At 70.3% G+C, this 22,441-nt stretch carries 21 protein-coding genes; 14 read left to right on the top strand and 7 right to left on the bottom strand.

All coding sequences use genetic code 11. The features are described from left to right. Positions 1 to 12 precede the first annotated feature (12 nt). A complete protein-coding gene (locus ACWFRJ_RS32805; RefSeq protein WP_453539125.1) occupies positions 13 to 876 on the bottom strand; it encodes a phosphatidate cytidylyltransferase in 864 nt (287 codons plus the stop codon). Beyond that, the gene (locus ACWFRJ_RS32800) at positions 873 to 1,493 is read right to left on the bottom strand and encodes a CDP-alcohol phosphatidyltransferase family protein (RefSeq protein WP_453539122.1); all 621 of its coding nucleotides are present in this window, start codon (positions 1,491 to 1,493) and stop codon (positions 873 to 875) included. The genes ACWFRJ_RS32805 and ACWFRJ_RS32800 overlap by 4 nt, the downstream gene beginning before the upstream one ends. Here ACWFRJ_RS32800 and ACWFRJ_RS32795 point away from each other — a divergent pair. Continuing rightward, positions 1,492 to 2,097, top strand: coding sequence for a GNAT family N-acetyltransferase (locus ACWFRJ_RS32795; RefSeq protein WP_453539119.1), 606 nt, complete (start codon positions 1,492 to 1,494; stop codon positions 2,095 to 2,097). The genes ACWFRJ_RS32800 and ACWFRJ_RS32795 overlap by 2 nt on opposite strands. 289 nt (positions 2,098 to 2,386) lie before the next feature. Further along, positions 2,387 to 2,515: a hypothetical protein gene (locus ACWFRJ_RS32790; protein WP_383279553.1), complete on the top strand. Its 129-nt coding sequence runs from the start codon at positions 2,387 to 2,389 to the stop codon at positions 2,513 to 2,515. 29 nt (positions 2,516 to 2,544) lie between these two features. Here ACWFRJ_RS32790 and ACWFRJ_RS32785 read toward each other — a convergent pair whose 3' ends face one another. Beyond that, entirely contained in the window at positions 2,545 to 4,140 is a 1,596-nt protein-coding gene (locus ACWFRJ_RS32785) for a purple acid phosphatase family protein (RefSeq protein WP_453539115.1), read from the bottom strand. A gap of 162 nt (positions 4,141 to 4,302) precedes the next feature. On the opposite strand from ACWFRJ_RS32785, the gene ACWFRJ_RS32780 reads away from it, so the two are divergent. From ACWFRJ_RS32780 to ACWFRJ_RS32770, 3 genes are all read left to right on the top strand, one after another. Beyond that, positions 4,303 to 5,352, top strand: a complete 1,050-nt coding sequence (locus ACWFRJ_RS32780; protein WP_453539112.1) for a 3-isopropylmalate dehydrogenase — start codon at positions 4,303 to 4,305, stop codon at positions 5,350 to 5,352. Positions 5,353 to 5,615: 263 nt separating this feature from the next. Continuing rightward, positions 5,616 to 6,713 (top strand): branched-chain amino acid aminotransferase, encoded by a 1,098-nt coding sequence (locus tag ACWFRJ_RS32775; RefSeq protein ID WP_453539109.1) that lies wholly within the window; start codon positions 5,616 to 5,618, stop codon positions 6,711 to 6,713. A gap of 173 nt (positions 6,714 to 6,886) precedes the next feature. After that, positions 6,887 to 7,354, top strand: coding sequence for a hypothetical protein (locus ACWFRJ_RS32770; protein ID WP_453539106.1), 468 nt, complete (start codon positions 6,887 to 6,889; stop codon positions 7,352 to 7,354). Here the strand turns inward: ACWFRJ_RS32770 and ACWFRJ_RS32765 are convergent. Beyond that, on the bottom strand, positions 7,335 to 8,750 hold the full coding sequence (locus ACWFRJ_RS32765) for a cytosine permease (protein ID WP_453539103.1): 1,416 nt from the start codon (positions 8,748 to 8,750) through the stop codon (positions 7,335 to 7,337). The two genes, ACWFRJ_RS32770 and ACWFRJ_RS32765, sit on opposite strands and share 20 nt — an antisense overlap. Before the next feature lie 162 nt (positions 8,751 to 8,912). Here ACWFRJ_RS32765 and ureA point away from each other — a divergent pair, with 162 nt between their 5' ends. From ureA to ACWFRJ_RS32725, 8 genes are all read left to right on the top strand, one after another. After that, positions 8,913 to 9,617 (top strand): urease subunit gamma, encoded by a 705-nt coding sequence (gene ureA, locus ACWFRJ_RS32760; protein ID WP_453539100.1) that lies wholly within the window; start codon positions 8,913 to 8,915, stop codon positions 9,615 to 9,617. Next, positions 9,614 to 11,302, top strand: a complete 1,689-nt coding sequence (locus tag ACWFRJ_RS32755) for an urease subunit alpha (protein ID WP_453539097.1) — start codon at positions 9,614 to 9,616, stop codon at positions 11,300 to 11,302. Before ureA ends, ACWFRJ_RS32755 begins: the two co-directional genes overlap by 4 nt. A gap of 36 nt (positions 11,303 to 11,338) precedes the next feature. Beyond that, entirely contained in the window at positions 11,339 to 12,352 is a 1,014-nt protein-coding gene (locus ACWFRJ_RS32750; RefSeq protein WP_453539094.1) for an agmatine deiminase family protein, read from the top strand. Positions 12,353 to 12,462: 110 nt separating this feature from the next. Beyond that, positions 12,463 to 13,029 (top strand): TetR/AcrR family transcriptional regulator, encoded by a 567-nt coding sequence (locus ACWFRJ_RS32745; protein ID WP_453539421.1) that lies wholly within the window; start codon positions 12,463 to 12,465, stop codon positions 13,027 to 13,029. A 128-nt stretch (positions 13,030 to 13,157) separates the two neighbouring features. Continuing rightward, entirely contained in the window at positions 13,158 to 14,507 is a 1,350-nt protein-coding gene (locus tag ACWFRJ_RS32740) for a TolB family protein (protein ID WP_453539091.1), read from the top strand. A gap of 330 nt (positions 14,508 to 14,837) precedes the next feature. Continuing rightward, positions 14,838 to 16,442, top strand: coding sequence for a citramalate synthase (cimA, locus tag ACWFRJ_RS32735; protein ID WP_453539088.1), 1,605 nt, complete (start codon positions 14,838 to 14,840; stop codon positions 16,440 to 16,442). A 66-nt stretch (positions 16,443 to 16,508) separates the two neighbouring features. Then, on the top strand, positions 16,509 to 17,879 hold the full coding sequence (locus tag ACWFRJ_RS32730; RefSeq protein ID WP_453539085.1) for a hypothetical protein: 1,371 nt from the start codon (positions 16,509 to 16,511) through the stop codon (positions 17,877 to 17,879). 111 nt (positions 17,880 to 17,990) lie between these two features. Then, on the top strand, positions 17,991 to 18,893 hold the full coding sequence (locus ACWFRJ_RS32725) for an alpha/beta fold hydrolase (RefSeq protein ID WP_453539082.1): 903 nt from the start codon (positions 17,991 to 17,993) through the stop codon (positions 18,891 to 18,893). On the opposite strand, the gene ACWFRJ_RS32720 is transcribed toward ACWFRJ_RS32725, so the two are convergent. Then, complete coding sequence (locus ACWFRJ_RS32720; protein ID WP_453539079.1) at positions 18,890 to 19,882, bottom strand: SDR family NAD(P)-dependent oxidoreductase; 993 nt, start codon at positions 19,880 to 19,882, stop codon at positions 18,890 to 18,892. The two genes, ACWFRJ_RS32725 and ACWFRJ_RS32720, sit on opposite strands and share 4 nt — an antisense overlap. A 295-nt stretch (positions 19,883 to 20,177) precedes the next feature. Next, a complete protein-coding gene (locus ACWFRJ_RS32715) occupies positions 20,178 to 20,714 on the bottom strand; it encodes a hypothetical protein (protein ID WP_453539076.1) in 537 nt (178 codons plus the stop codon). Between the two features lie 66 nt (positions 20,715 to 20,780). On the opposite strand from ACWFRJ_RS32715, the gene ACWFRJ_RS32710 reads away from it, so the two are divergent. Continuing rightward, on the top strand, positions 20,781 to 21,305 hold the full coding sequence (locus ACWFRJ_RS32710) for an NADPH-dependent FMN reductase (RefSeq protein WP_453539073.1): 525 nt from the start codon (positions 20,781 to 20,783) through the stop codon (positions 21,303 to 21,305). A 114-nt stretch (positions 21,306 to 21,419) separates the two neighbouring features. Here the strand turns inward: ACWFRJ_RS32710 and ACWFRJ_RS32705 are convergent, their stop codons facing one another. Beyond that, positions 21,420 to 22,055, bottom strand: coding sequence for a YceI family protein (locus ACWFRJ_RS32705; RefSeq protein ID WP_453539070.1), 636 nt, complete (start codon positions 22,053 to 22,055; stop codon positions 21,420 to 21,422). Between the last annotated feature and the right edge of the window lie 386 nt (positions 22,056 to 22,441).

The raw sequence follows: 22,441 nt of genomic DNA, 5'->3' as shown, positions 1-22,441 counted from the left end.
TAGTACGGACCTTCACAGCGTCACCACCATCGTCAGCAACAGCGCGACCAGCAACGAATCGATCCGGTCGAGCAGCCCGCCGAACCCCGGCAGCCAGCTCCCCGCGTCCTTCACTCCCGCCTCGCGCTTGACCATCGACTCCAGAAGATCCCCGAGTACGCAGCCGACGAGCACCGCGGCCCAGAGCAGCAGGGAGAACGCGCCGACCGCGGCCAGCGCAGCGGCGGTCGCGGCCGCGGCGCCCGCGGCGCCCGCCCAGGTCTTGTTGGGGGAGAGGGGAGAGAGCGGGCGGGCAAGGAGCCCCCTGCGGCCGAGCGCCGTACCCCCGCACCACGCCCCCACGTCCCCGAACGCCACCGCGACGCCCACCGCCACGGCCGTGTCGCCGAGCAGGACGAGTCCGCTCAGGGAGAGCGGGATCCAGAGCAGCCCGAAGACCGTCCGGCTCGCCCGGGTGAAGCCCTGCGCCGCGTCCCCGGAGAAGAGGGCCACACCGGCGGCGACGATCAGCAGCACGCCCGCCGTCCGCAGATCGAGGGCGTCGGGCGCGGCCCAGGCAATACCCGGTACCGCCACTGCGGACACCCCGAGCACCGCACGCTCGCCCCGCGGCAGCCCCGCCATCCGCGCGTACTCGCCCACGGCGACCACTCCGAGCCCGGCCGCCAGCGCGAACGCCCCCGCCCGGCCCAGGAAGAACGCCCCGAGGAAGAGCGGCGCGGACAGCGCCCAGGTCCGCCACCGCTTGCGCAGCTCGGCCCGCATCCGCACCCGCGAGGGCAGCGCGGCGACGGCCACTCCACCGGCGCCGAGCACTCCGGCGACCACGGGCACGGCCCGCCCGGCGACCTCCCCGGCGATGAACGCGGCGCTCATCGCCCGCTCCGCACATCACCGGCGGCCGACGAAGACGCGGAGGACGCCCCCAACTCCCGCCACAGCCGCCCGATTCGCATCCACGCCGTAAGGACCGAACCCGCCGCGATCACCGCGAGCACCGGCACGACCCACCCGGAAGCCGCCGCGAGGACCACAAGGGCGCAGCGCTCCGTCTTGCCGACCGGGCCTCCGTTCAGGCGGGGCGCGCCCGCCGCCGCCCCCGCGAGCGACACCCACGAAGGCAGTGTCGCCGCGAGGCCCGCCGTCGCCACGAGCCACAGCGGGGCCAGCGTGAGGAAGCCCGCGAGCATGGCCAGGTCGGCCGCCCGGTCGCCCAGTTCGTTCAGGAGCGCACCACGGCGCGTCGTGCGGCCCGTGTCGCGGGCCAGGGCTCCGTCGAGGTTCGCGAAGGCGAGCCGGGCGGAGAGCAGCACGGCCACGGGGAGCGCCGCGACCGGCACCGGCAGCCGGGCGAGAGCCGCCGCCGCGCCCGCCGCGCAGAGCACACCCGCCACGGTGAGGGTGTCGGGCGACACCTCGCGGCGGGCGAGCGCGCCGCGTACGCCGGACAACCGGTCCGCGTACCAGGGCTTGAGAGCGTAGAGGCCGTTCATGGCACTGACTCTGCCGCCGCCAGGACGCGGGCAAATCGGGGTGCGTACTCAGATATGGCCTGAGTACGGTGGATGGGTGACCACGTTGCGCACGGCCCATACCTGCGATCTCGACCCCACCGAACTCGGCGCCGCCCGCGCGTTGCTGGACGAGGCGTTCGACGGGGACTTCAGCGATCAGGACTGGGACCACGGCCTCGGCGGCGTGCACGCCCTCGTGCACGACGACTCCGGCCTTCTCCTCGCGCACGGCTCCGTGGTCCAGCGCCGGATCCTGCACAACGGCCGTTCGCTGCGCACCGGTTACGTCGAAGCGGTCGCCGTCCGCCCGGACCGGCAGCGGCAGGGCCTCGGCGGGCAGGTGATGGGAGCCCTGGAGCGGGTGATCGACCGGGCGTACGCGCTCGGCGCCCTCTCGGCGTCGGACGCGGGGCAGCGGCTCTACCTGGCGCGCGGCTGGCAGGAGTGGAAGGGCTCGGTCGGCACCCTCGGCGCGGAGGGTGTGCTCCGCATGCCCGACGAGGACTCCCCGCTCCTCTGGGGCGCCGACCTCGACCCGGTGCACGAACTCCTCATCGACTGGCGCGACGGGGACATCTTCTAGACCGCTTGCCTCGACCGTCGCGGTCCGTGCCCTCGTCCGCGAGCTCAGAGCCGCCAAAGGGCGACGGGTTGTGACGGAGAGTGATAGCCGTCTCAGATAGTAGGAAGTCCGAGTAATTGTGGAGACAGGTGCTCCGTCCTCGCTTAGCTTTGTAGAAGCCGAACGTCTCGCTCGACCAAGCGAATGGCGGTCGTGAGCCGGAGCTCCACGCAGGCAACCCCTGTCGCTCCTTCGCTCCCCGCCCCTCCGGCGTCTCGAAAACATCCTTCTTCCCAGGAGTGGATCCCCCATGGCCGAGACGACCGCACGCCGAGTCCGCCACGCCTCCCGTACCAGCGATTCCGAGCGCAGGAACGCCGCCGCTGCCCTGCAGCGAGCCCTCGACCGCAGGGACAACGGCGGCGAGACGGGTCACTGACCCGCCCGCTGCCCGCGCACCAATAGCCGCTACTTCCCGCGAGTCACCTCGAAGTGGTCCACGCGCTCTCCGCTCTCGGCGAGCGCGGTGACCGTCAGCTTCGGGTTCGCGCCGGCCGTCACCTCCACCGCGAGGAACGAGAAGCCGGTGTACCGCACCCGCGACCACTCCACCGTGTCCGGCTCCGGTCGGCGTGACTTCGTCCAGTGGAACGACTCGATCGACTCGCGGTCGTTGACGTTTCCCTCGTAGCTGTCGCGCACGCCCGCCGGGAAGTCGTAGAGGTCCTTGCCCGCGCCGCCCGCGGTGACGTACACGATGCCGTCGCGCGTCGGATCGGTCGACGCACCGACCGGCACGGGCTTGCCGACCTTGCCGTCCTTGACCGCGTCGGTCCGTTCGTAGACGTGGTTGTGGCCGTTGACGACCAGGTCCACCTGGTGCTTGGTGAACAGTTCGAGCCACGCGTCGCGCAGCCCGCCGTCCGACGCGTGCCTCGCCGTCGAGTACATGCAGTGGTGGAAGAAGACGACGACGAAGTCGATCGTGCCGTCGGCCCGCAGCTCGCCCAGGCGCTTGTCCAGCCAGGCGGTCTGCCTGCCGTCCGTGTAGCCCTTGTTGGCGGGGATCTCGTACGAGACGTCGTTCGCGTCGAGCGCGACGACGCCGACATTGCCGTAGGTGAAGGAGTAGACGCCGGGCGCGTTCTTCGGGTCGAAGCCGCTCTCCGGGAGTGACCAGCGGGCGGACTGGCCGCCGTAGCCGTTCGGCGAGTACCACGCCTCCATGTCGTGGTTGCCGGTCGTCACCATCCACGGGACCGACTTCGCCACCGACTCCGTCTGCGCGAGGAAGGTGTCCCACACACGCGCGTCGTACGTGTCGGACTCCTCGCCGTGCCCGGTGGTGTCGGCGTAGCAGATGTCGCCCGCGTGCAGGTGGAACGACGGGTTCTGGCCCAGGATCAACTGGTCGTTGGCGAGGGCGTGGTAGCTCACGCCCTGATCGCCGAAGGCCGTGAAGACGAAGTTCTCCGCCCGCGCCGGTGCCGTGCGGAAGGAGCCGATCGTCGCGAGGCGCTCGGGCGACGCCGGGTCGAAGCCCTCGTGGCCGACGCCGTAGTAGTACGTCGTGCCGGGCCTGAGTCCGTCGAGCGCCGCGTGCAGGTAGTACTGCTCTACCGCGGGCAGCTTCTTCGACAGGGACGGCGTGTGCAGATCGCGCACCTCGGCCTCGATCTTCCGGCTCAGCTCCCAGGGCTTCAACCCCACGCGCAGATACGGGGACTTGACCGCGAGCGGCACCTGCCAGGAGACCCGCATCTGCGTCTTCGGGTCGGCCCCGAAGGCGAGATGCCGGGCGAAGGGCGCCACGAGCCTGCCGTCGACCTTGACGGGGGTGGAGGACGCGGCGAGCGGACTCGACGCGGATGTGGTCCCGCTTCCGCCGTGCGCGCTGCCCGAACTTCCGGCGAGCAGGCCGATGCCGCCGACCGTGCCCGCGGTGGCGAACGAACTGGCGAGGACCTTGCGGCGGGAGAACTTCTTGCGCAGGTACGCGTGCTGCTCCGGCATGCTCATCGCGGCCGCGAGCCGCTCCGGTATGCCGACATCGGGGGTGTCCATGAAGGGGAACTTCCCAGTGGCCCCCAACTCCCACCAGGCCTGAGGGTGAAAACCGGGTGTCCATGCGGTGGCCTGCGCGCGGCACGGTCGGCGGCGTGACCAGGGGTGTCCGCATGTCGGACTGCGCGTGTCATCCCGTGGGACGAGGCGTACGCTGCTCGCATGTCGGCAAGTTCTCGCATCCTCAATCTCGCAGTGATCCCCGGTGATGGAATCGGCCCGGAAGTCGTGGCCCAGGGGCTCAAGGTCCTCAATGCCGTCCTCCCGCAGGATGTGAAGCTGGAGACCAAGGAGTTCGACTTCGGAGCCAAGCGCTACCACGCCTCCGGTGAGACCCTCACCGACGCCGACGTCGACGCCCTCAAGCAGTACAACGCCATCCTCCTCGGCGCGATCGGAGACCCCTCGGTCCCGTCCGGCGTCCTGGAGCGCGGCTTCCTGCTGAAGCTCCGCTTCCTCTTCGACCACCACGTCAACCTGCGGCCCTCGAAGCTGCTCCCGGGTGTCTCGACCCCCCTCAAGGGCCAGCCCGAGATCGACTTCATCGTCGTACGCGAAGGAACCGAGGGCCCCTACACGGGCAACGGCGGCTCGATCCGCACCGGTACCCCGCACGAGGTGGCCACCGAGGTCTCCGTCAACACCGCCTTCGGTGTGGAGCGCGTGGTCCGTGACGCCTTCGCCCGTGCCCAGGCCCGCCCGCGCAAGAAGCTGACGCTGGTCCACAAGAACAACGTCCTCGCGTACGCCGGTCACCTCTGGACGAACGTGTTCAACAAGGTGGCGAAGGAGTTCCCCGACGTCACCACCGACTACATCCACGTGGACGCGGCGACGATCTACCTCGTCACCGACCCGGCCCGCTTCGACGTGATCGTCACCGACAACCTCTTCGGCGACATCATCACCGACCTCGCCGCGGCCGTCTCCGGCGGCATCGGCGTCGCGGCCTCCGGCAACATCAACCCGAGCCGCGAGTTCCCGTCGATGTTCGAGCCCGTGCACGGCTCGGCGCCGGACATCGCGGGCCAGGGCAAGGCCGACCCCTCGGCCACCGTCCTGTCCGTCGCGCTGCTCCTGCGTCACCTCGGGTACGAGGACGAGGCGGCGCGCATCGAGGCCGCGGTCTCCGCCGACCTCGCGGAGCGCGGCGACACGGTCCGCAGCACCGAAGAGATCGGCGACGCGCTCGCCGTACGAGTAGCGGGCTGACCCGGTAGCTCACTGACATCACAGAAGCCGCCGGGTCCGGTTCACGACCCGGCGGCTTCTCGTATGCGGCTCCGGGTGCCAGTATCGACCCCTGGGCCGCATTCACGCTGTTTCTTCCTCGGAGCCACGCGAGCGATAATCGAACGTGGGACCGCGGAATGCAGGGTTACTCGGACGTCCTAGTACGAGCCAGCACGAGCTGGTAAGGGACGTACGGGCGTGAGCGCGGTCCGTCACCATCACACCGTGAAGGACTAGTACTCATGACGACGACGCCGACAACCACGATCGAGCTCAAGCCCACCTCGAGCCCGCTGTCCAGGGCGGAGCGCGAGGCGATCCTGGCCAATCCCGGGTTCGGTCGCCACTTCACCGATCACATGGTGACGATCAAGTGGACCGAGGGCCGGGGCTGGCACGACGGTCAGCTCACGCCGTACGGCCCGCTCTCGCTCGACCCGGCGACCAACGTCCTGCACTACGCGCAGGAGATCTTCGAGGGCCTCAAGGCCTACCGCCGCCCCGACGGCTCGGTCGCCTCCTTCCGCCCCGAGGCCAACGCGGAGCGCTTCCAGCGGTCGGCGCGGCGCCTCGCCATGCCGGAGCTGCCGGTCGAGACGTTCATCGAGGCGTGTGACGCGCTGGTGAGGGCGGACAAGGCGTGGGTGCCGGAGCACGGTGGCGAGGAGTCGCTCTACCTGCGTCCGTTCATGATCGCGAGCGAGGTCGGGCTCGGTGTGAAGCCGGCCAACGAGTACCTCTTCATCGTCATCGCGTCGCCCGCGGGCGCGTACTTCCCCGGTGGCGTCAAGCCCGTCTCGATCTGGCTGTCGGAGGACCGCGTGCGGGCGGTCCCCGGCGGTGTGGGCGACGCCAAGACCGGCGGCAACTACGCGGCGTCCCTGCTCGCGCAGGCCGAGGCCGCGGAGAAGGGCTGCGACCAGGTGGCGTACCTGGACGCCGTGGAGCACAAGTGGGTCGAGGAGCTCGGCGGGATGAACCTGTACTTCGTGTACGGGGACAAGATCGTCACCCCGACCCTGACGGGCTCGCTGCTCGCCGGAATCACCCGTGACTCGCTGCTGACGGTCGCCCGCGACCTGGGTTACTCCTCGGAGGAGTCGCGGGTCTCGATCGACCAGTGGCAGGCGGACACGTCCGACGGCACGCTGACGGAGGTCTTCGCGTGCGGCACCGCTGCCGTGATCACTCCCGTGGGTACGGTCAAGTGCCGTTCGGGCGAATGGACCCAGAGCGGCGGCGAGCCGGGCCCGGTCACGATGAAGCTGCGCGAGGCGCTGCTCGACGTGCAGCGCGGCACGGCGAAGGACCGGCACGGCTGGATGCATGATCTCGGCTGAGGGCTTAGCCGCGTACGTGGGTGAGGGCCGGGCCCGGAAGTGAGTCTTCCGGGACCGGCCTTCGCGCTGTCTGACAACGCGGGGCAATCGGGTGGGTGGGAAAGCCTGTTCGTTCAGGGGTGAATGCGGGGTGATCGGGCGGGTGGGTGGGAGAGCCCCGCCAGGAGGTGCCTGTGGTGGGACAGTGGGGCCCGTATCCCCGCGCCCACGTAGAAGTGGCCGAGTTCGAAACGTGGGCGTTGCCCCCGGAACCGTACGACCTGGTCGTCACCACCGAGCACGTCGCCGGGGGCAGTTCGGAGTTCTGGGTCGAAGTGCAGGGGTGCTACGAGCGCTGGGATCCCGACGCCACCGAGCCGGGCCTGCGGCTGCCCGCGGAGAGCACCGTCCACAGCGACACGGGGGAGCTGGAGCGAGCGGACTGCCTCGGCCCTGTCACCGTGCGGCGCTTCGCGCGCGACATCACCTACACCGCCGATCAGTACATCGACGTACTGCGGACCTACTCGGGGCACCGCACTCTCGACGACCCGACGCGGGACGGACTGCTCGGGTGCGTAAGGGCGTTGATCGAAGGGACGTACGGCGGTGTCATCGTCAAGCGCTATCTGCATGAGCTGATCACGGCGTCGGCACGCTGACCGCCGCGGGCTCGGGCGCCTGCCTTCGCTCCAGGATCACGTACGCAAGGCCGCCCACCACGCCCGACAGCAGGAAGCTGCAGTCCACCCCACCCGTGAGGGAGAGCAGCGGCCCCTCGTAGGAGGGGAGGGAGACCGCAGCGAGGCCGACCACCGCGCCGAGCGCCCAGCTCGCCGTTGCCGGGATGTTCCAGCCCGCGCGGTACCAGTAGATCCCGCCCCTGGAACGGCGGTTGAAGACCTGGAGCGCCTCGGCGTCGTAGACGCCCCCGCAGCGCGCGAAGCCGACCAGGGTGATCACCGCCCAGGGTGTGCCGATCGCCGTCAGGAGCAGCACGAAGGACGTCATCGCGTCCTGCGCCTCCCACGCGTAGTGGCCCACGAACACGCACCCCGTGGCGACCACCGCCACCGTGTACGTCGCGCGGGCGCGGGACGCGCGCGGCAGGATCGCGTCCAGATCCAGGCCCATCGAATACAGCATCAGACCCGCGTTGCCCACCGAGCCCGCCGACGCGGCGAGCAGGAGCGGGACCAAGTACCAGGTGGGGGACGCCGAGACCAGCGGGCCCGCGTAGTCGAGCGCCGCCCCCGCCGCGTACGCCGTGAACGTACCGAAGAGCTGGGGGACCAGGAGCCCGGCGAGCAGGCCGACCCACGACGCCCGCAGGACCGTACGCGAGCTGTGGCGGGTGGGGGAGACGTAACGCGTGTAGTCGCCCAGGAGCGTGATGAACGCGATGGGGCCGCTCAGACCCGCCGCCACCAGGGCGAGGAGCCACGTCGGCCAGAACGAGCCCAGGAGGTAGCCGCCCGCCTCGGGGAGCGACGACGTCGTGAAGTCGGGGGCGTACGCCACGACGCCGAGGATCAGCAGCGCCGTCATGCCGACCGCGAGGACGCGCGAGAGGCGCAGCAGGACCCGGTATCCGTACACCGCGCCCGTCACCGTCGCGGCGGCGAGAAGCGCGTACACGATCCCGTACGAGAGGCCGCCCGCCGGGAGCCCGATCAGGCGGTGCAGTACGCCCACCATCACGTCGCCGCCGATCCAGACGGTCAGCGCGGTGTAGCCGAGGGAGAGGAGGAGGCCGACGATCGAGCCGACCAGGCGGCCCCGGACGCCGAACTGCGCGCCGGAGGAGGTGGAGAGGTTCGTGCCCGTGCGGAGCGAGACCAGGGCGAGAGGTGCGGTGAGGGCGGTGCCGAGCACCGTGCCCGCCACCACCGAGGTGATCGACGCCCACCAGCCGAGGCCGAACGACACCGGCAGCCAGCCGAAGACGATCACCCCGAGACAGAGGTTGGAGCCGAGCAGGATCGAGATGAGATCGCGGGGGCCGCTGGTGCGTTCCCCGTCCGGGATGGTGTCGACTCCGCGCTGTTCTATCGGCATGAGGGTGCCCCTGACGCTCGATCGTGGCCGCCTGCGCACACAGGCCGCCGTTCGACTGTTTGAGTGCCGCTCAATGTGACCTGAGGCATGCTCGTACGTCAATGTTTCCGCTGGATCAATCTGGTGGTTAGAGTGTTGTTCAAACGATGGAGGTGTGGTGGCGTGCGGCTTACCCCCACGGAACGCGACCGGCTGCTGCTCTTCGGGGCGGCCGAGCTCGCCAGGGCCCGCAAGGCGCGCGGCCTCAGACTCAACGTCCCCGAGGCGACCGCGCTGATCGCGGACACGGTGTGCGAGGCGGCCCGCGACGGGGCCAGGCTCGCCGATGCGATCGAGCGGGCCCGCTCGGTCCTGGGCCCCGACGACGTCCTGCCGGGCGTGGCGGACGTGGTGACCGAGGTGCATGTGGAGGCCGTCTTCGACGACGGGTCCCGGCTCGCGGTCGTCTCACAGCCGATCGGGGCGGGGATGGGCGATGCGGCTCCGGGCGCGCTGCTTCCCGGGCCGCCGCACGCGGAGCTCGCGCCCGTCGCGACGCTCACCGTGCACAACACCGCCACCGTGCCCGTCTCCGTGACCTCGCACTTCCACCTCTTCGAGGCCAACCCCCGGCTCGACTTCGACCGCTCCGCCGCCTACGGCATGCGGCTCGCGGTGCCCGCGGGGTCCTCCGTCCGCTTCGGCCCCGGCGAGAGCGTCGAGGTCGGGCTCGTGCCGATCGGCGGTGAGCGCGTCGCGATCGGCTTCGCCGGTCTGGTGGACGGCGCGCTCGACGCGCCCGGCGCCAAGGAAGAGGCCCTGCGCAGGGCCGTGGCCTGCGGCTATCTGGGAGCAGACGGAGGAGCCGACGGAGGAGTTGAACGATGAGCATCGATCCCTACGCGTACGCGGCCACGCACGGACCCCGCGCGGGCGACCGCGTCCGGCTCGGCGACTCGGGCCTGACCGTCCGGGTGGAGTCCGACGCGCAGAAGTACGGCGAGGAGTTCCTCGCCGGGTTCGGCAAGACGGCCCGTGACGGGCTGCACCTGAAGGCCGCCGCCGTCCGCGAGACCTGTGACGTCGTGATCAGCAACGTGCTGGTGATCGACGCCGTGCAGGGCATCCGCAAGGTGTCGATCGGGATCAGGGAAGGCCGTATCCACGCCATCGGGCGGGCCGGTAATCCGGACACCCTCGACGGGGTCGACGTCGTGGTCGGCACCGGCACGTCCATCGTGTCGGGGGAGGGGCTCATCGCCACCGCCGGAGCCGTGGACACCCACGTCCACCTGCTCTCGCCGCGCATCATGGAGGCCTCGCTCGCCTCCGGGGTGACGACGATCATCGGCCAGGAATTCGGGCCCGTGTGGGGCGTCGGCGTCAACTCCCCCTGGGCGCTGCGGCACGCGTTCAACGCCTTCGACGCCTGGCCGGTCAACATCGGCTTCCTCGGCCGGGGTTCGTCCTCGCACGACGCCCCGTTGATCGAGGCGCTCGCCGAGGGCGGTGCGTCGGGCTTCAAGGTGCACGAGGACATGGGCGCCCATACGCGTGCGCTGGACACCGCCCTGCGGGTCGCCGAGGAACATGACGTCCAAGTCGCCCTGCACAGCGACGGGTTGAACGAGTGTCTGTCCGTCGAGGACACGCTGAGGGTGTTGGAAGGGCGGACCATTCACGCCTTCCACATCGAGGGCTGCGGCGGCGGACACGTACCGAACGTCCTGAAGATGGCGGGCGTGCCGAACGTGATCGGCTCCTCCACCAACCCCACGCTGCCCTTCGGGCGCGACGCGGTCGCCGAGCACTACGGGATGATCGTCTCCGTCCACGACCTGAAGACCGACCTGCCGGGCGACGCCGCCATGGCCCGCGACCGCATCCGCGCCGGGACCATGGGCGCCGAGGACGTGCTGCACGACCTGGGCGCCATCGGGATCACCTCGTCGGACGCGCAGGGCATGGGGCGCGCGGGCGAGACCGTACGCAGGACCTTCGCCATGGCCGGGAAGATGAAGGCCGAGCTCGGTCCCATGGAGGGCGACGGCGACGGCGACGACAACGCGCGCGTCCTGCGCTACATGGCCAAGCTGACCATCAACCCCGCCATCGCCCACGGTCTGTCCCACGAGGTCGGCTCCATCGAGGTCGGCAAGATGGCCGACGTCGTGCTCTGGCGTCCCGAATTCTTCGGCGCCAAGCCGCAGTTGGTACTGAAGTCCGGCTTCCCCGCCTACGGGGTCGTGGGTGATCCGAACGCCGCGACCGACACCTGCGAGCCCCTCGTCCTCGGGCCGCAGTTCGGGTCGTACGGCGCGACGCCCGCCGACATCTCGGTGGCCTTCGTCGCGCGGGCCGCCGTCGACCAGGGCAACGACCAGATGCCGACCCGGCGGCGCAGGGTCGCCGTGCACGGCACCCGGGGGATCGGGCCCGCCGACCTGCGCCTCAACTCCCGTACCGGCTCGATCGACGTCGACCAGCGCTCCGGCCTCGTCACGCTCGACGGCGACCCGGTCCGCTCCGAGCCCGCCGACTCCGTATCGCTCAACCGCCTGTACTTCCTGTAGCCCCGCCCGCTGCCCGTCCTTCCCGTAGGGATCACCATGACCTTCCGTATGCCCGCCGAGTGGGCCCCGCACGAGCGCACCTGGATGGCCTGGCCCGGCCCCAACACCACCTTCACGGACGAGCGTGAGCTGGCAGAGGCACGGGCCGCCTGGGCGGGCGTCGCCCGTGCCGTACGCCGCTTCGAACCCGTCACGATGATCGTCGGTACCGGCCAGAGCGAGTCGGCCCGCGCGCTCGTCGGTCCTGACGTCGAACTGGTCGAGCGCGATCTGGACGACGCGTGGATGCGTGACATCGGCCCCACCTTCGTACGCGATGGTCAGCGACTCGCCGCTGTGGACTGGACGTTCAACGGCTGGGGCGGCCAGGACTGGGCCCGCTGGGAGCACGACGCGAAGATCGCCCGGCACGTCGCCGACATCGCGGGCGTGCCCGTCCACTCCTCGCCCCTGGTCAACGAGGGCGGCGGCATCCACGTCGACGGCGAGGGCACCGTCCTCCTGACGGACACGGTCCAGCTCGACCCCGGACGCAATCCGGGACTGACCCGTGAGCAGGCGGAGGAGGAGATCCACGCCCGTATCGGCACGGAGAAGGCGATCTGGCTGCCGAAGGGCCTGACCGGCGACTACGGGCAGTTCGGCACCCGGGGGCACGTCGACATCGTCGCCGCCTTCGCCGCGCCCGGTGTCGTGCTCGTCCACGCGCAGCAGGACCCCGCCCACCCGGACTTCGAGGTCAGCAAGGAGATCATCGGGATCCTGCGGGGGCAGACCGACGCCAGGGGCCGCACCCTGCGGATCGTCGAGGTGCCGGCGCCGACGGTCCTCACCGACGACGACGGCTGGGTCGACTACTCCTACATCAACCACTACCTCTGCAACGGCGGCGTCGTCCTGTGCGCCTTCGACGACCCGCGCGACGAGATCGCGGCAGGCATCTTCCGCCGTCTCTTCCCTGAGCGGACCGTGACGCTCGTGGACGCCCGTACGATCTTTGCCGGGGGTGGTGGCATCCACTGCATCACCCAGCAGCAGCCGAAGATCTAGCCAGTCCATCTGGCGCATCCGGCGTCAGACGAATCACCGCAGGAGTCCCCGTGGCCGAGGCCGCCCGTCGGAAGAACGCGCCACCGCGCGAGGACGTCCTTGCCGCTGCCATGGAGATGATCGCCGAGCGTGGCCTGGAGAAGCTGACCATGGCCGCGCTCGGCCGCGAGGTCGGCATGAGCAGCGGCCACCTGCTCTACTACTTCCGCACCAAGGACGAGCTGCTCCTGCGCACCCTGGAGTGGAGCGAGTCCGCGCTCGGCGCCGAGCGCGGCAGGCTGCTCGCGCGGCGGGGCACGGCACGCGAGCGCCTCGACGCGTACGTCGATCTGTACGTCCCCGACGCCCCCGGCGACCCCCACTGGACGCTCTGGCTCGAGGTCTGGAACCGCTCCCTGAACGCCGACGAGGACGAGCGCGACCGGCAGGTCGCCATCGAGAGCGCCTGGCACCGCGACCTGGTGGCGCTGCTCGCCGAGGGCGTGTCGCGCGGCGAGTTCGGAGCCCTGGACCCCGACCGGTTCGCGGCGCGGCTCCGGGCGCTGCTCGACGGGTTCTCCATCCACGTGGCCATCGGCCTGCGTGGCACGAGCCGGGACCAAATCCTCGCGCACGTAAGGGAGTTCCTGGACGGAGCGCTCGCCTCCGGCCCCCAGGACCGCGTCACCCCCGTCTAGGTTGTACGCGTTCCGGCGGATTGCGTGTCCCCTGCGTCCCCTGGAACCGTTGGAGCATCCAGCGCATCAGAGACATTGCGTGCACTCAACACCACTGCAACACGGGGGACTTGACCATGCGCAGCGCCATGCCCAGAACCACTGCCAGCACCACGCCCAGCACCACGTCCAGAACCAAGCTCCGCGCCACCCTGGCCGCCGCCGCGCTCGTCGCCGCGATCACGGCCGCCACCCTGCCCGCCGCGTCCGCCGCACCCGATGCCGCACCCGTCGCCGCGCCCCGCACCGAACGGGTCAGCGTCGCCGCCGACGGGACACAGACCGACGGGGCGTCGGAGCTGCCGGACGTCAGCGCCGACGGGCGGTACGTGGTCTTCTCGACGGAGGCGAAGAACCTCGTGCCGGGCGACACCGACACCTGGCCCGATGTGTACGTACGTGACCTGCGGCGCGGCACGGTGGAGCGGGTCAGCGTGCAGGACTCGGGCGCCGAGTTCACCGACTTCGTGGGCCAGCGGCCGACCATCAGCGCCGACGGCCGCTACGTGACGTTCGCCGCCGTCTCGTACGACGCGGACGGCCATTACTACAGCGGCATCTACCTGCGGGACCTCAAGAAGAAGCGGACCGAGCTCGTCAGTCTCTCGGACGCGGACAAGCCCGTGACCGGGGAGAGCACGACACCCGCGCAGACGAGCGCGGACGGCAGATACGTCACGTTCGTCTCGCAGCTCAAGGAGAACGGCGACTACGTCGACGGGATGAACACCGGCGTGTACGTCCGCGACCGCAAGAAGGGGACCACCAAGCGGATCAGCGAGATCGTCACGGGCCCTGCCAGCTCCTCGTACTTCATCGGGCAGTTCACCGTGAGCGCCGACGGCAGCCACATCGGCTACTCGATCGGCCAGCAGCGTCCCGGCCTCGACAGCCGCACCTACATCTATGACACGAAGGCGGGCCAGGGCAGGCGGCTCGACCTCACACCGTCGGGCGCGGATCGCGAGGTCGGTGTCGACTCGCTGAGCAAGGACGGGCGGTACGGCGTCTTCTCCGCGCGGTCGGGCGATCTGGTCCCTGGCGACACCAACGAGAAGTACGACATCTTCCGCATCGACCTGCGCACCGATGTCATCGAGCGGATCGTGTACGACGCCGACGGCGGCCAGACGGACGGCACCTCGACCGAGCCCCGGATCACGCCGGACGGCCGCCACGTCGTGTTCAGCTCGAGCGCCTCCGGTCTCGTCGCCGACGATCCCGGGCACGGCTCCCTCTACGTACGCGATCTGCGCACCGGAAAGAACCAGCGCGTGGACGTGCCGCAGGGCGGCGGCGACGCCGACTCCGGCGTGTCCCACTACGCGCTCAGCGCGGACGCCGGGACCGTCGCGTTCTCGTCGGACGCCACGAATCTGGTGTCCGGCGACACCAACGGGGTGCGGGACGTCTTCGTACGTCACCCGCGCCAGAACTGAGGCCCCACGTCACGCGGGCGGCGCGCTGGACGCGTCGCCCGCATCGTGAGACGGGGCAGCGCGGCGTGTGCGGGCTGTGGCAGGGTGTCAGCGTGCTCTCGTTCGCCATGATTATTGGCAGCAGGCGCGCCGGTCCGCAGTGACCGTCTCGTACCACCATGTACGGGCGGACACCGTCGTCTCCAGACCCGCGCGCAAACCTCTCGTACCCACGAGGGGTTTTTTCGTTTCCTGGCCCAACATCAGCCGGACGCGGAGCGCGAGGGATCATTGAGGCGGTGGAGCCGGTCATTCCGGTAGACCGAGATCCGACACAGGAGCCAGATCAGCATGACGGAAACCAGCACACCCGACGATACGTTCCACGTCTTTGACACCACGCTGCGCGACGGCGCGCAGCGCGAGGGAATCAACCTGACCGTCGCGGACAAGCTGACCATCGCCCGGCACCTGGACGACTTCGGCGTGGGCTTCATCGAGGGCGGCTGGCCGGGTGCCAACCCCCGCGACACCGAGTTCTTCTCCCGCGCCCAGCAAGAGATCACCTTCCGGCGCGCCCAGCTCGTGGCCTTCGGCGCCACGCGCCGCGCGGGTGGCAACGCGGCCACGGACCCGCAGGTCAACGCCCTGCTGGAGTCCGGCGCCCCGGTCATCACGCTCGTCGCCAAATCTCATGACCGGCATGTCGAGCTCGCTCTGCGCACGACCCTGGAGGAGAACCTGGAGATGGTGCGGGACACCGTCTCCTACCTCGTGGGCCAGGGGCGTCGGGTCTTCGTCGACTGCGAGCACTTCTTCGACGGCTACCGCGCCAACGCCGCGTACGCGAAGTCCGTCGTCCGCACGGCCTCCGAGGCGGGCGCCGACGTCGTCGTCCTGTGCGACACCAACGGCGGCATGCTCCCCGCCCAGGTCCAGGCGATCGTGGGCACCGTGCTCGCCGACACCGGCGCCCGGCTCGGCATCCACGCGCAGGACGACACGGGGTGCGCGGTCGCCAACACCCTCGCGGCCGTCGACGCCGGCGCCACCCACGTGCAGTGCACCGCCAACGGCTACGGCGAGCGGGTCGGCAACGCCAACCTCTTCCCCGTGGTCGGCGCCCTTGAGCTGAAGTACGGCATGCGGGTCCTGCCCGAGGGCTCGCTGAGCGAGATGACCCGCGTCTCGCACGCCATCGCCGAGGTCGTCAACCTCACCCCCTCCACGCACCAGCCGTACGTAGGCGTCTCGGCCTTCGCGCACAAGGCGGGCCTGCACGCCTCCGCGATCAAGGTCGACCCGGATCTCTACCAGCACATCGACCCGGACCTGGTGGGCAACCGCATCCGGATGCTGGTCTCCGACATGGCGGGGCGCGCCTCCATCGAGCTCAAGGGCAAGGAGCTCGGGATCGACCTGGGCGACGACCGGGCGTTGGTGGGCCGGGTCGTGGAGCGGGTCAAGGAGCGCGAGCTCAACGGCTACACGTACGAGGCGGCCGACGCGTCCTTCGAGCTGCTGCTCCGCGAGGAGGCCGAGGGCCGGGCCCGGCGCTACTTCCGCGTCGAGTCCTGGCGGGCCATCGTCGAGGACCGGCCCGACGGCACGCACGCCAACGAGGCGACGGTGAAGCTGTGGGCCAAGGGCGAGCGCATCGTCGCCACGGCGGAGGGCAACGGCCCGGTCAACGCCCTCGACCGCTCGCTGCGTGTCGGCCTCGAGCGCATCTACCCCCAGCTCGCCAAGATGGAGCTCGTCGACTACAAGGTCCGCATCCTGGAGGGCAAGCACGGCACGTCGTCCACGACCCGGGTCCTTATCTCCACCAGTGACGGTGACGGGGAATGGTCGACGGTGGGTGTGGCGGAGAACGTGATCGCGGCGTCCTGGCAGGCCCTGGAGGACGCGTACACGTTCGGCCTGCTGCGGGCGGGCGTCGAGCCCGTGGAGTAGGAAACCGGGCGAAACCGGGTCGGCCCCGGGCCGCCGTCGGACGCCCGACTGGGTTAGCTTCGATGTATGAGGAATGGGACCAAGCGAGTCACTGTCGCGCTGTCCGGGCTTCTCATGGCTCTGGGCGCCGTGTCGTTCACGGCGGCGCCCGGAGCTGCGGCGGCCACCGGCGTCCCGGCCGTGGCCGACGCCTGGGAGAAGAGCCCGGTGTACGTGGACCCGGCCGTGTCGGACGAGCTGTCCGGGGTCGAGGCGAACGCCCTCGCGCAGAAGATCAAGGACGCCGACAAGCCGGTCTTCGTGGCGGTGCTGCCCGCGGACTTCCCGAAGAAGAAGCTCTTCAACAAGCTGCGCACCGAGACCGGCGTGACGGGTGTGTACGGGGTCCGGCTCGGTGACGCCTTCAACGCGAAGGCCGACAGGCAGGTGCTGAGCGGCGCGGCCGTCTCCAACCTGGTCACGACGTACGGGGACGAGGGCGACACCAAGGCCCAGCTGAACGCCTTCGTCGACCAGGCGGTGAAGGACGCTCACGGCTCGGCGCCCGACTCATGGGGCGGTTCTTCCGGTTCGGGTTCCGACGACGGCGTCAACGTGGGCGGTCTCATCGGTGTCGGTGCGGTGCTCGTGGCGGGCGCCGGGGCGACGTACGCGGTGGTCCGGCGCAACCGGCGGCGGCGGGCCGACGAGCAGCGGGCTGCCCTTGAGAAGCTGCGGGTCGTGGTGGACGAGGACATCACGGCGTACGGCGAGGAGCTCGACCGCCTCGACTTCCATCCCGCGGAGGCGGGCGCTGACGACGCGATGCGCGCCGACTACGAACGGGCGCTCGACTCGTACGAGAAGGCGAAGTCGTTCATGGCGGCTGCGGAGCGGCCCGAGGACGTACGGGGAGTCACCCAGTCCCTTGAGGACGGCCGCTTCTCGCTCGCCCTGCTCGCCGCGCGCCGGGAGGGCCGTCCCCTGCCGGAGCGGCGCGCTCCCTGCTTCTTCGACCCGCGGCACGGCCCGTCGGTGAAGGACGCGCAGTGGGCGCCGCCTGCCGGGGCCGAGCGCACGGTCCCGGTCTGCCAGGCGGACGCGACACGCCTGGCCGACGGCCAGGAACCCCTGTCCAGGACGGTGGCCACGGAGTCGGGGGAGCGCCGCCCGTACTGGGAGGCGGGCCCGGCATACGGCCCTTGGGCCGGTGGCTACTTCGGCGGCGGCATCCTGCCGGGCCTCCTGGTCGGCACGATGCTGGGCGGAATGATGGCGAGCCCGGCGTACGGCGCGGATTACGGCTCCGGGTACGGGGACTTCGGTGCCGGGTCCGGGTACGACGGCGGGGACTACTCGGGGTCGGACTTCGACCCGGGTGACTTCGGCGGCGGCGGTGACTTCGGTGGCGGTGGGGACTTCGGGGGTGGCGGCGACTTCGGGGGCGGCGGGTTCTAGGGGGAGAGGCGGACGGGGCCAACGGTTGACGGAACGGACAGAACGCGAGACGATACGTAGCGTCTCGCTTTGTTTCGTGTCCGATCGTCCAGTTGACCCGGGAGGTCACCCGTGCGGCAACAGTCGCGGCAGCAGGAGTACGTCGAAGTCGCCCCCGCTGTCCGCCTGTGGACGGAGCGGCGGGGCGCGCCCGATGCCCCCGCGCTGCTTCTGGTCATGGGTGCCCAGGCTTCGGGCCTCGGCTGGCCCGACACCTTCGTCGACATGCTTGCCGCCCGGTACCAGGTCATCCGCTACGACCACCGGGACACGGGCCGCTCCACCTCCACCTTCGATCAACACCCTTACCCCATCACCGACTTGGCGCAGGATGCCGTGGCGGTCCTGGACGGCCTCGGTGTCGAGCGGGCGCATCTGGTGGGCCTGTCACTGGGCGGCATGCTGACCCAGCTGGTCCTGGCCGACCACCCCGAGCGCGTCCTGAGCGCCACGCTGATCGGCACGTGCGCGCTCAGCGGGACTCCGTACATGACCCCGGACGGCACCGAAGTCCCGGTCGGCGAACTGCCCGGCATCGCTCCGGAAGCCCTGGAGATGTGGTCACGCCCGTTCGAGGACAAGGGCCCGGAGGCCGAACTTGACCGCCGGGTGGAGCACTGGCGCGTCCTGAACGGCGGCCAACTTCCCTTCGATGCACCGTACTTCCGCGATCTCGAGCGCCGGATCATCGAGCACACCGGCACTCACATCGCCTCGACGGCCCACGCCCGAGCCGACGACTCCCACATGCTCCGCACCGACGAACTGGCCGGCTCGAAGGTCCCCACACTCGTCGTCTCCGCCTCGGCCGAGCCGGTGTTCCCGCCCCCGCATCCGTACCACCTGGCGCAGGTCATCGGCGGCGGCGCACGCGTGGTGGAGATCGCGGGCATGGGCCACGCACTGCCCCCGGCGGTGCAGCCCCCGCTAGCGAAAGCGATCCTCGACCACGCCGACTCCACGGCCGGGCTCTAGGCCGCCAGGCCGCCCAATCCCGTGAGCTCCGCGGACAGTTGCCAGAGGCGGGCCGCGGCCTCCGGGTCCGTCGCCCAGGGTTTGACGCCGCCGATCAGCATGTCGTCCGTCGTGGCGGGCTCCGCGATGTCGCAGTCCTGGCAGTACGCGCCGCCATGGGCGTCGAGGAGCGGTGACGTCGCAGCCCAGACCGCGGTGGCCGCGCCCTGCGCCGGGGTCTTGAATCCTCGCGCCGGGGTGCCGTCGGCGGACATCCAGCCCTGGGCGACCTGCTCCTCGTGGGGGATGTGGCGCTGGAGGGGCGTCAGGATGCTGCCCGGATGTACGGAGAAGGCTCGTACGCCGGTGTCCGCCGTTCCAAGGGAATCGAGGTGGACGGCGAAGAGCGCGTTCGCCGTCTTGGACTGGGCGTAGGCGAGCCAGCGGTCGTAGCCCTGGTGGAAGTGCGGGTCCGCCCAGCGGATGTCGGAGAGGAAGTGCCCGGACGAGGCCACGGAGACCACGCGCGCGGTGCCCGGACTCAGCGCCGGATAGAGGTGGTTGACCAGGGCGAAGTGGCCCAGGTGGTTGATCGCGAAGTGGGACTCCCAGGTGCCGTCCGGTCCGACGCGGCTCTCGGGGCAGGCCATCACGCCCGCGTTGTTGATGAGGATGTCGAGGCTGCGGTGCGTCGTCGCGAGGAAGCGGCCCGCGAAGCGCCTGACGCTGCCCTGGTCGGCCAGGTCCAGCGCCCGCACTTCCACACGCTCCATGCCCCGCAGCGCCTTCTCCGCCACGTCCGGCCTGCGAGCGGGGACGACGACGTGCGCGCCTGCCCTGGCGAGCGCCCGGGTGATCTCCAGACCGAGCCCCGAGTAGCCGCCGGTGACCAGCGCCGCCTTGCCCGAGAGATCGACCCCGTCGAGTACGTCGTCCGCCGTGCTCACGCCCCCGAACCTGCTGCCGATCCTGCGCTCTTGCTTCTCTTGCTGCTCTGGCCGTGTGGTCATGAGCGGGAGGCTAGAAGCTGGACCGCGCTCTAGGGCAAGGCGTCTCTGCTCGGCGCTCGGCCGTCCGAGGCGTGTCGGACGGGCCTCCGCCGAGGCCTGGGCGACGGTCGGCGAGACGGTTCAGGAGTTACGGGTACCGACCCCGCCTTGCACCATGACCGCGGCCGTAGAGCCGGTACGCGCCTTCGCCTTCGTGCCCGCTCTTGAGGCGGAGGAGGGTAGGGCGGATGCGGGGGAGGCAGCTGAGCTGCTGCGGTACCTCGGTCGCCGGCCGAACTGGCCACAGCCGGAAGGCTCAAGCCCCCGTCGGCGGCGGCATGCTCCAGGTCCCCGAATGGCCGGGCGGGAGCGCCAAGTCGCGCCGGACCGCTTGGTAGTAGCCCTCGCGCGTCTTCCGTTGGCGGTCCAGGAGCGCTGACCACGCCTCCGGATCCCGGATGTCCTCGCGCAGGAAGCCTTCCATCTCGACGACCGTGAGGACCCAGACCCGTGCCTTGTCCACCACGTCCGGAGTGCCGAGCATCAGCAGCGCCTCACCGGCCGGATCCCGCGCGATGGTGGCTTCCGCCAGATGGGGTTCCGCCTCTTCGGGGGAGAGGGGGTGCGGGTGCGGGTCGTTGCCGAGGTGGGCCGATACGCGGTAGGTGAGCGTGACCGTCTGCTTCACCACGCGCGCATAGTCCCCGTATACGGCGAGGCGCCGCTCCTCCCAGCGAGCCGCCTGCTCCCGCTGGAAGCGGGCCCGGTCGCCCCGGGTGATCGCCAGGTACGAACCGAGCGCACCAACGATCACGCCTATGAGAGCAGGCAGTTGCTGTATGAACTCGTTCACGGCCCGAACGGTATAGGAGGTGCCGATGGGCCGGACAGGTAGAGGAGAGGCGGGTACGTTCGGCGGATGTCCTCCATGATCCTGCTGCTGTCCGGAAGCCTGCGTGCCGGTTCCTCCAACGAGGCCGTGCTGCGCACCGCGCAAGACGTGGCCCCCTCCAACGTACGCACCCTGCGCTACGAAGGTCTCGCGACGCTGCCCCACTTCAACCCCGATGACGACACGGACCCCCTGCCGCCGTCGGTGGCGGAGTTGCGTGCGGCGATCGACGAGGCGGCGGCGATCCTGGTCTGCACGCCGGAGTACGCGGGGACCCTGCCCGGCTCCTTCAAGAACCTGCTCGACTGGACTGTCGGCGGCACGGAGATCTCGGACAAGCCCGTCGCCTGGGTGAACGCGGCGGCACCGGGGCGAGGAGAGGGCGCGGCGGCCACTCTGCGGGCGGTTCTCGGCTACACGGGTGCGGCTGTCGTGGAGGAGGCCTGTGTCCGGATCCCGGTGAGCGGGGGAACGGTGGCCGAGGACGGCACGATCACGGACGCGAAGGTGAGGGAGCAACTGACTTCGGCGATGGCCCAGTTGCTGCGCTAGCCGACCAATGCAACGACCCACCCGCCCCTAGCCCACTTCGTCACGCGGGGCAATCAGGCGGGTGGGCGGGAGAAAATCCGCCGCGAAGCGGCGGCACAGAAAAGGAACCAGGGCTCAAGACCCGGACTTGATCGCGGAGATGTCGAAGCTCAGCTTGATCTTGTCGGAGACAAGCACTCCGCCCGTCTCGAGCGCGGCGTTCCACGTGAGGCCCCACTCCGAGCGGAGGATCTGCGCCGTGCCCTCGAAGCCGACCCGCTCGTTCCCGAAGGGGTCCGTGGCAGCGCCGTTGAACTCGAGGTCGATGGAGAGCGGCTTGGTGGTGTCCAGGATCGTCAGGTCACCGGTGATGCGGTAGTCGTCGCCACCCAGCGCCTCCGCCTTCGTGGAACGGAACGTCATCTCCGGGAACTCGTCGATCTTGAAGAAGTCCGCGCTCTTCAGGTGACCGTCACGGTCCGCGCTGCCGGTGTCGATGCTCTCCATCTTCACGTCGATGGAAGCCGTCGACCCGGACGGGTCGGTGCCGTCCAGGTGCAGCGTGCCTGCGACGTCGGTGAAGGAGCCCTTGACGTTGGTGACCATGGCGTGGCGCGCGACGAAGCCGATCGACGTGTGCGCGGGGTCGATCGCGTACTCGCCGGTCAGGGCGGCCAGGTCCGGGTTGACCGGGGCGGACGCCGCGGCGGCGGCTTCGGGGGACGTGGCGGAGGAGGTGGCGGTTTCGTTCTTGCGGCCGAAGAGACCCATGACTGCTCCTTGAGGGCGGGGTGCGAGCTGCGAGCTACAGGGTTACATCTGTTGAATGTTCAACGAGATTGACTCTAGCGCCATTCGGTTCAACATTCAACCTAATGCGAAGCGTGTCCGTGTGTTCACACTCCGCATTCGACAATAGCGCCCACACTGTGACCCCGCCGCTCCTCGCCCTCCCGGCCCACGGGTTTCGGACCCCCGGGCCGGGTGCGCCCCTCGCCGGTCCGCCGGGTACGCTCGCCTCCGCGGCGACTGTGAGGTGGATCTCACGTAGCCTTTTGTGGAATCCCTACAGCCGAACAGGGCTCTGAGCAGTCACTTCGGGCGCACTGACGGGACCTTCTGTTCAGGGGTGCCAGGAAAACGGGCCGGAGACTGTT

The organism is Streptomyces sp. NPDC055239 (assembly GCF_053606205.1).
Note: the sequence above shows the minus strand (reverse complement) of the source record. Positions and strands in the feature narration are given on the sequence as shown.

Coding starts and splice junctions, on each gene's coding strand:
- ACWFRJ_RS32805 (WP_453539125.1), bottom strand. CDS start 876: ATGAGCGCCGCGTTCATCGCCGGGGAGGTCGCCGGGCGGGCCGTGCCC.
- ACWFRJ_RS32795 (WP_453539119.1), top strand. CDS start 1,492: ATGGCACTGACTCTGCCGCCGCCAGGACGCGGGCAAATCGGGGTGCGT.
- ACWFRJ_RS32800 (WP_453539122.1), bottom strand. CDS start 1,493: ATGAACGGCCTCTACGCTCTCAAGCCCTGGTACGCGGACCGGTTGTCC.
- ACWFRJ_RS32790 (WP_383279553.1), top strand. CDS start 2,387: ATGGCCGAGACGACCGCACGCCGAGTCCGCCACGCCTCCCGTACCAGC.
- ACWFRJ_RS32785 (WP_453539115.1), bottom strand. CDS start 4,140: ATGGACACCCCCGATGTCGGCATACCGGAGCGGCTCGCGGCCGCGATG.
- ACWFRJ_RS32780 (WP_453539112.1), top strand. CDS start 4,303: ATGTCGGCAAGTTCTCGCATCCTCAATCTCGCAGTGATCCCCGGTGAT.
- ACWFRJ_RS32775 (WP_453539109.1), top strand. CDS start 5,616: ATGACGACGACGCCGACAACCACGATCGAGCTCAAGCCCACCTCGAGC.
- ACWFRJ_RS32765 (WP_453539103.1), bottom strand. CDS start 8,750: ATGCCGATAGAACAGCGCGGAGTCGACACCATCCCGGACGGGGAACGC.
- ACWFRJ_RS32755 (WP_453539097.1), top strand. CDS start 9,614: ATGAGCATCGATCCCTACGCGTACGCGGCCACGCACGGACCCCGCGCG.
- ACWFRJ_RS32750 (WP_453539094.1), top strand. CDS start 11,339: ATGACCTTCCGTATGCCCGCCGAGTGGGCCCCGCACGAGCGCACCTGG.
- ACWFRJ_RS32745 (WP_453539421.1), top strand. CDS start 12,463: ATGGAGATGATCGCCGAGCGTGGCCTGGAGAAGCTGACCATGGCCGCG.
- ACWFRJ_RS32740 (WP_453539091.1), top strand. CDS start 13,158: ATGCCCAGAACCACTGCCAGCACCACGCCCAGCACCACGTCCAGAACC.
- cimA (WP_453539088.1), top strand. CDS start 14,838: ATGACGGAAACCAGCACACCCGACGATACGTTCCACGTCTTTGACACC.
- ACWFRJ_RS32730 (WP_453539085.1), top strand. CDS start 16,509: ATGAGGAATGGGACCAAGCGAGTCACTGTCGCGCTGTCCGGGCTTCTC.
- ACWFRJ_RS32720 (WP_453539079.1), bottom strand. CDS start 19,882: ATGACCACACGGCCAGAGCAGCAAGAGAAGCAAGAGCGCAGGATCGGC.
- ACWFRJ_RS32710 (WP_453539073.1), top strand. CDS start 20,781: ATGTCCTCCATGATCCTGCTGCTGTCCGGAAGCCTGCGTGCCGGTTCC.
- ACWFRJ_RS32705 (WP_453539070.1), bottom strand. CDS start 22,055: ATGGGTCTCTTCGGCCGCAAGAACGAAACCGCCACCTCCTCCGCCACG.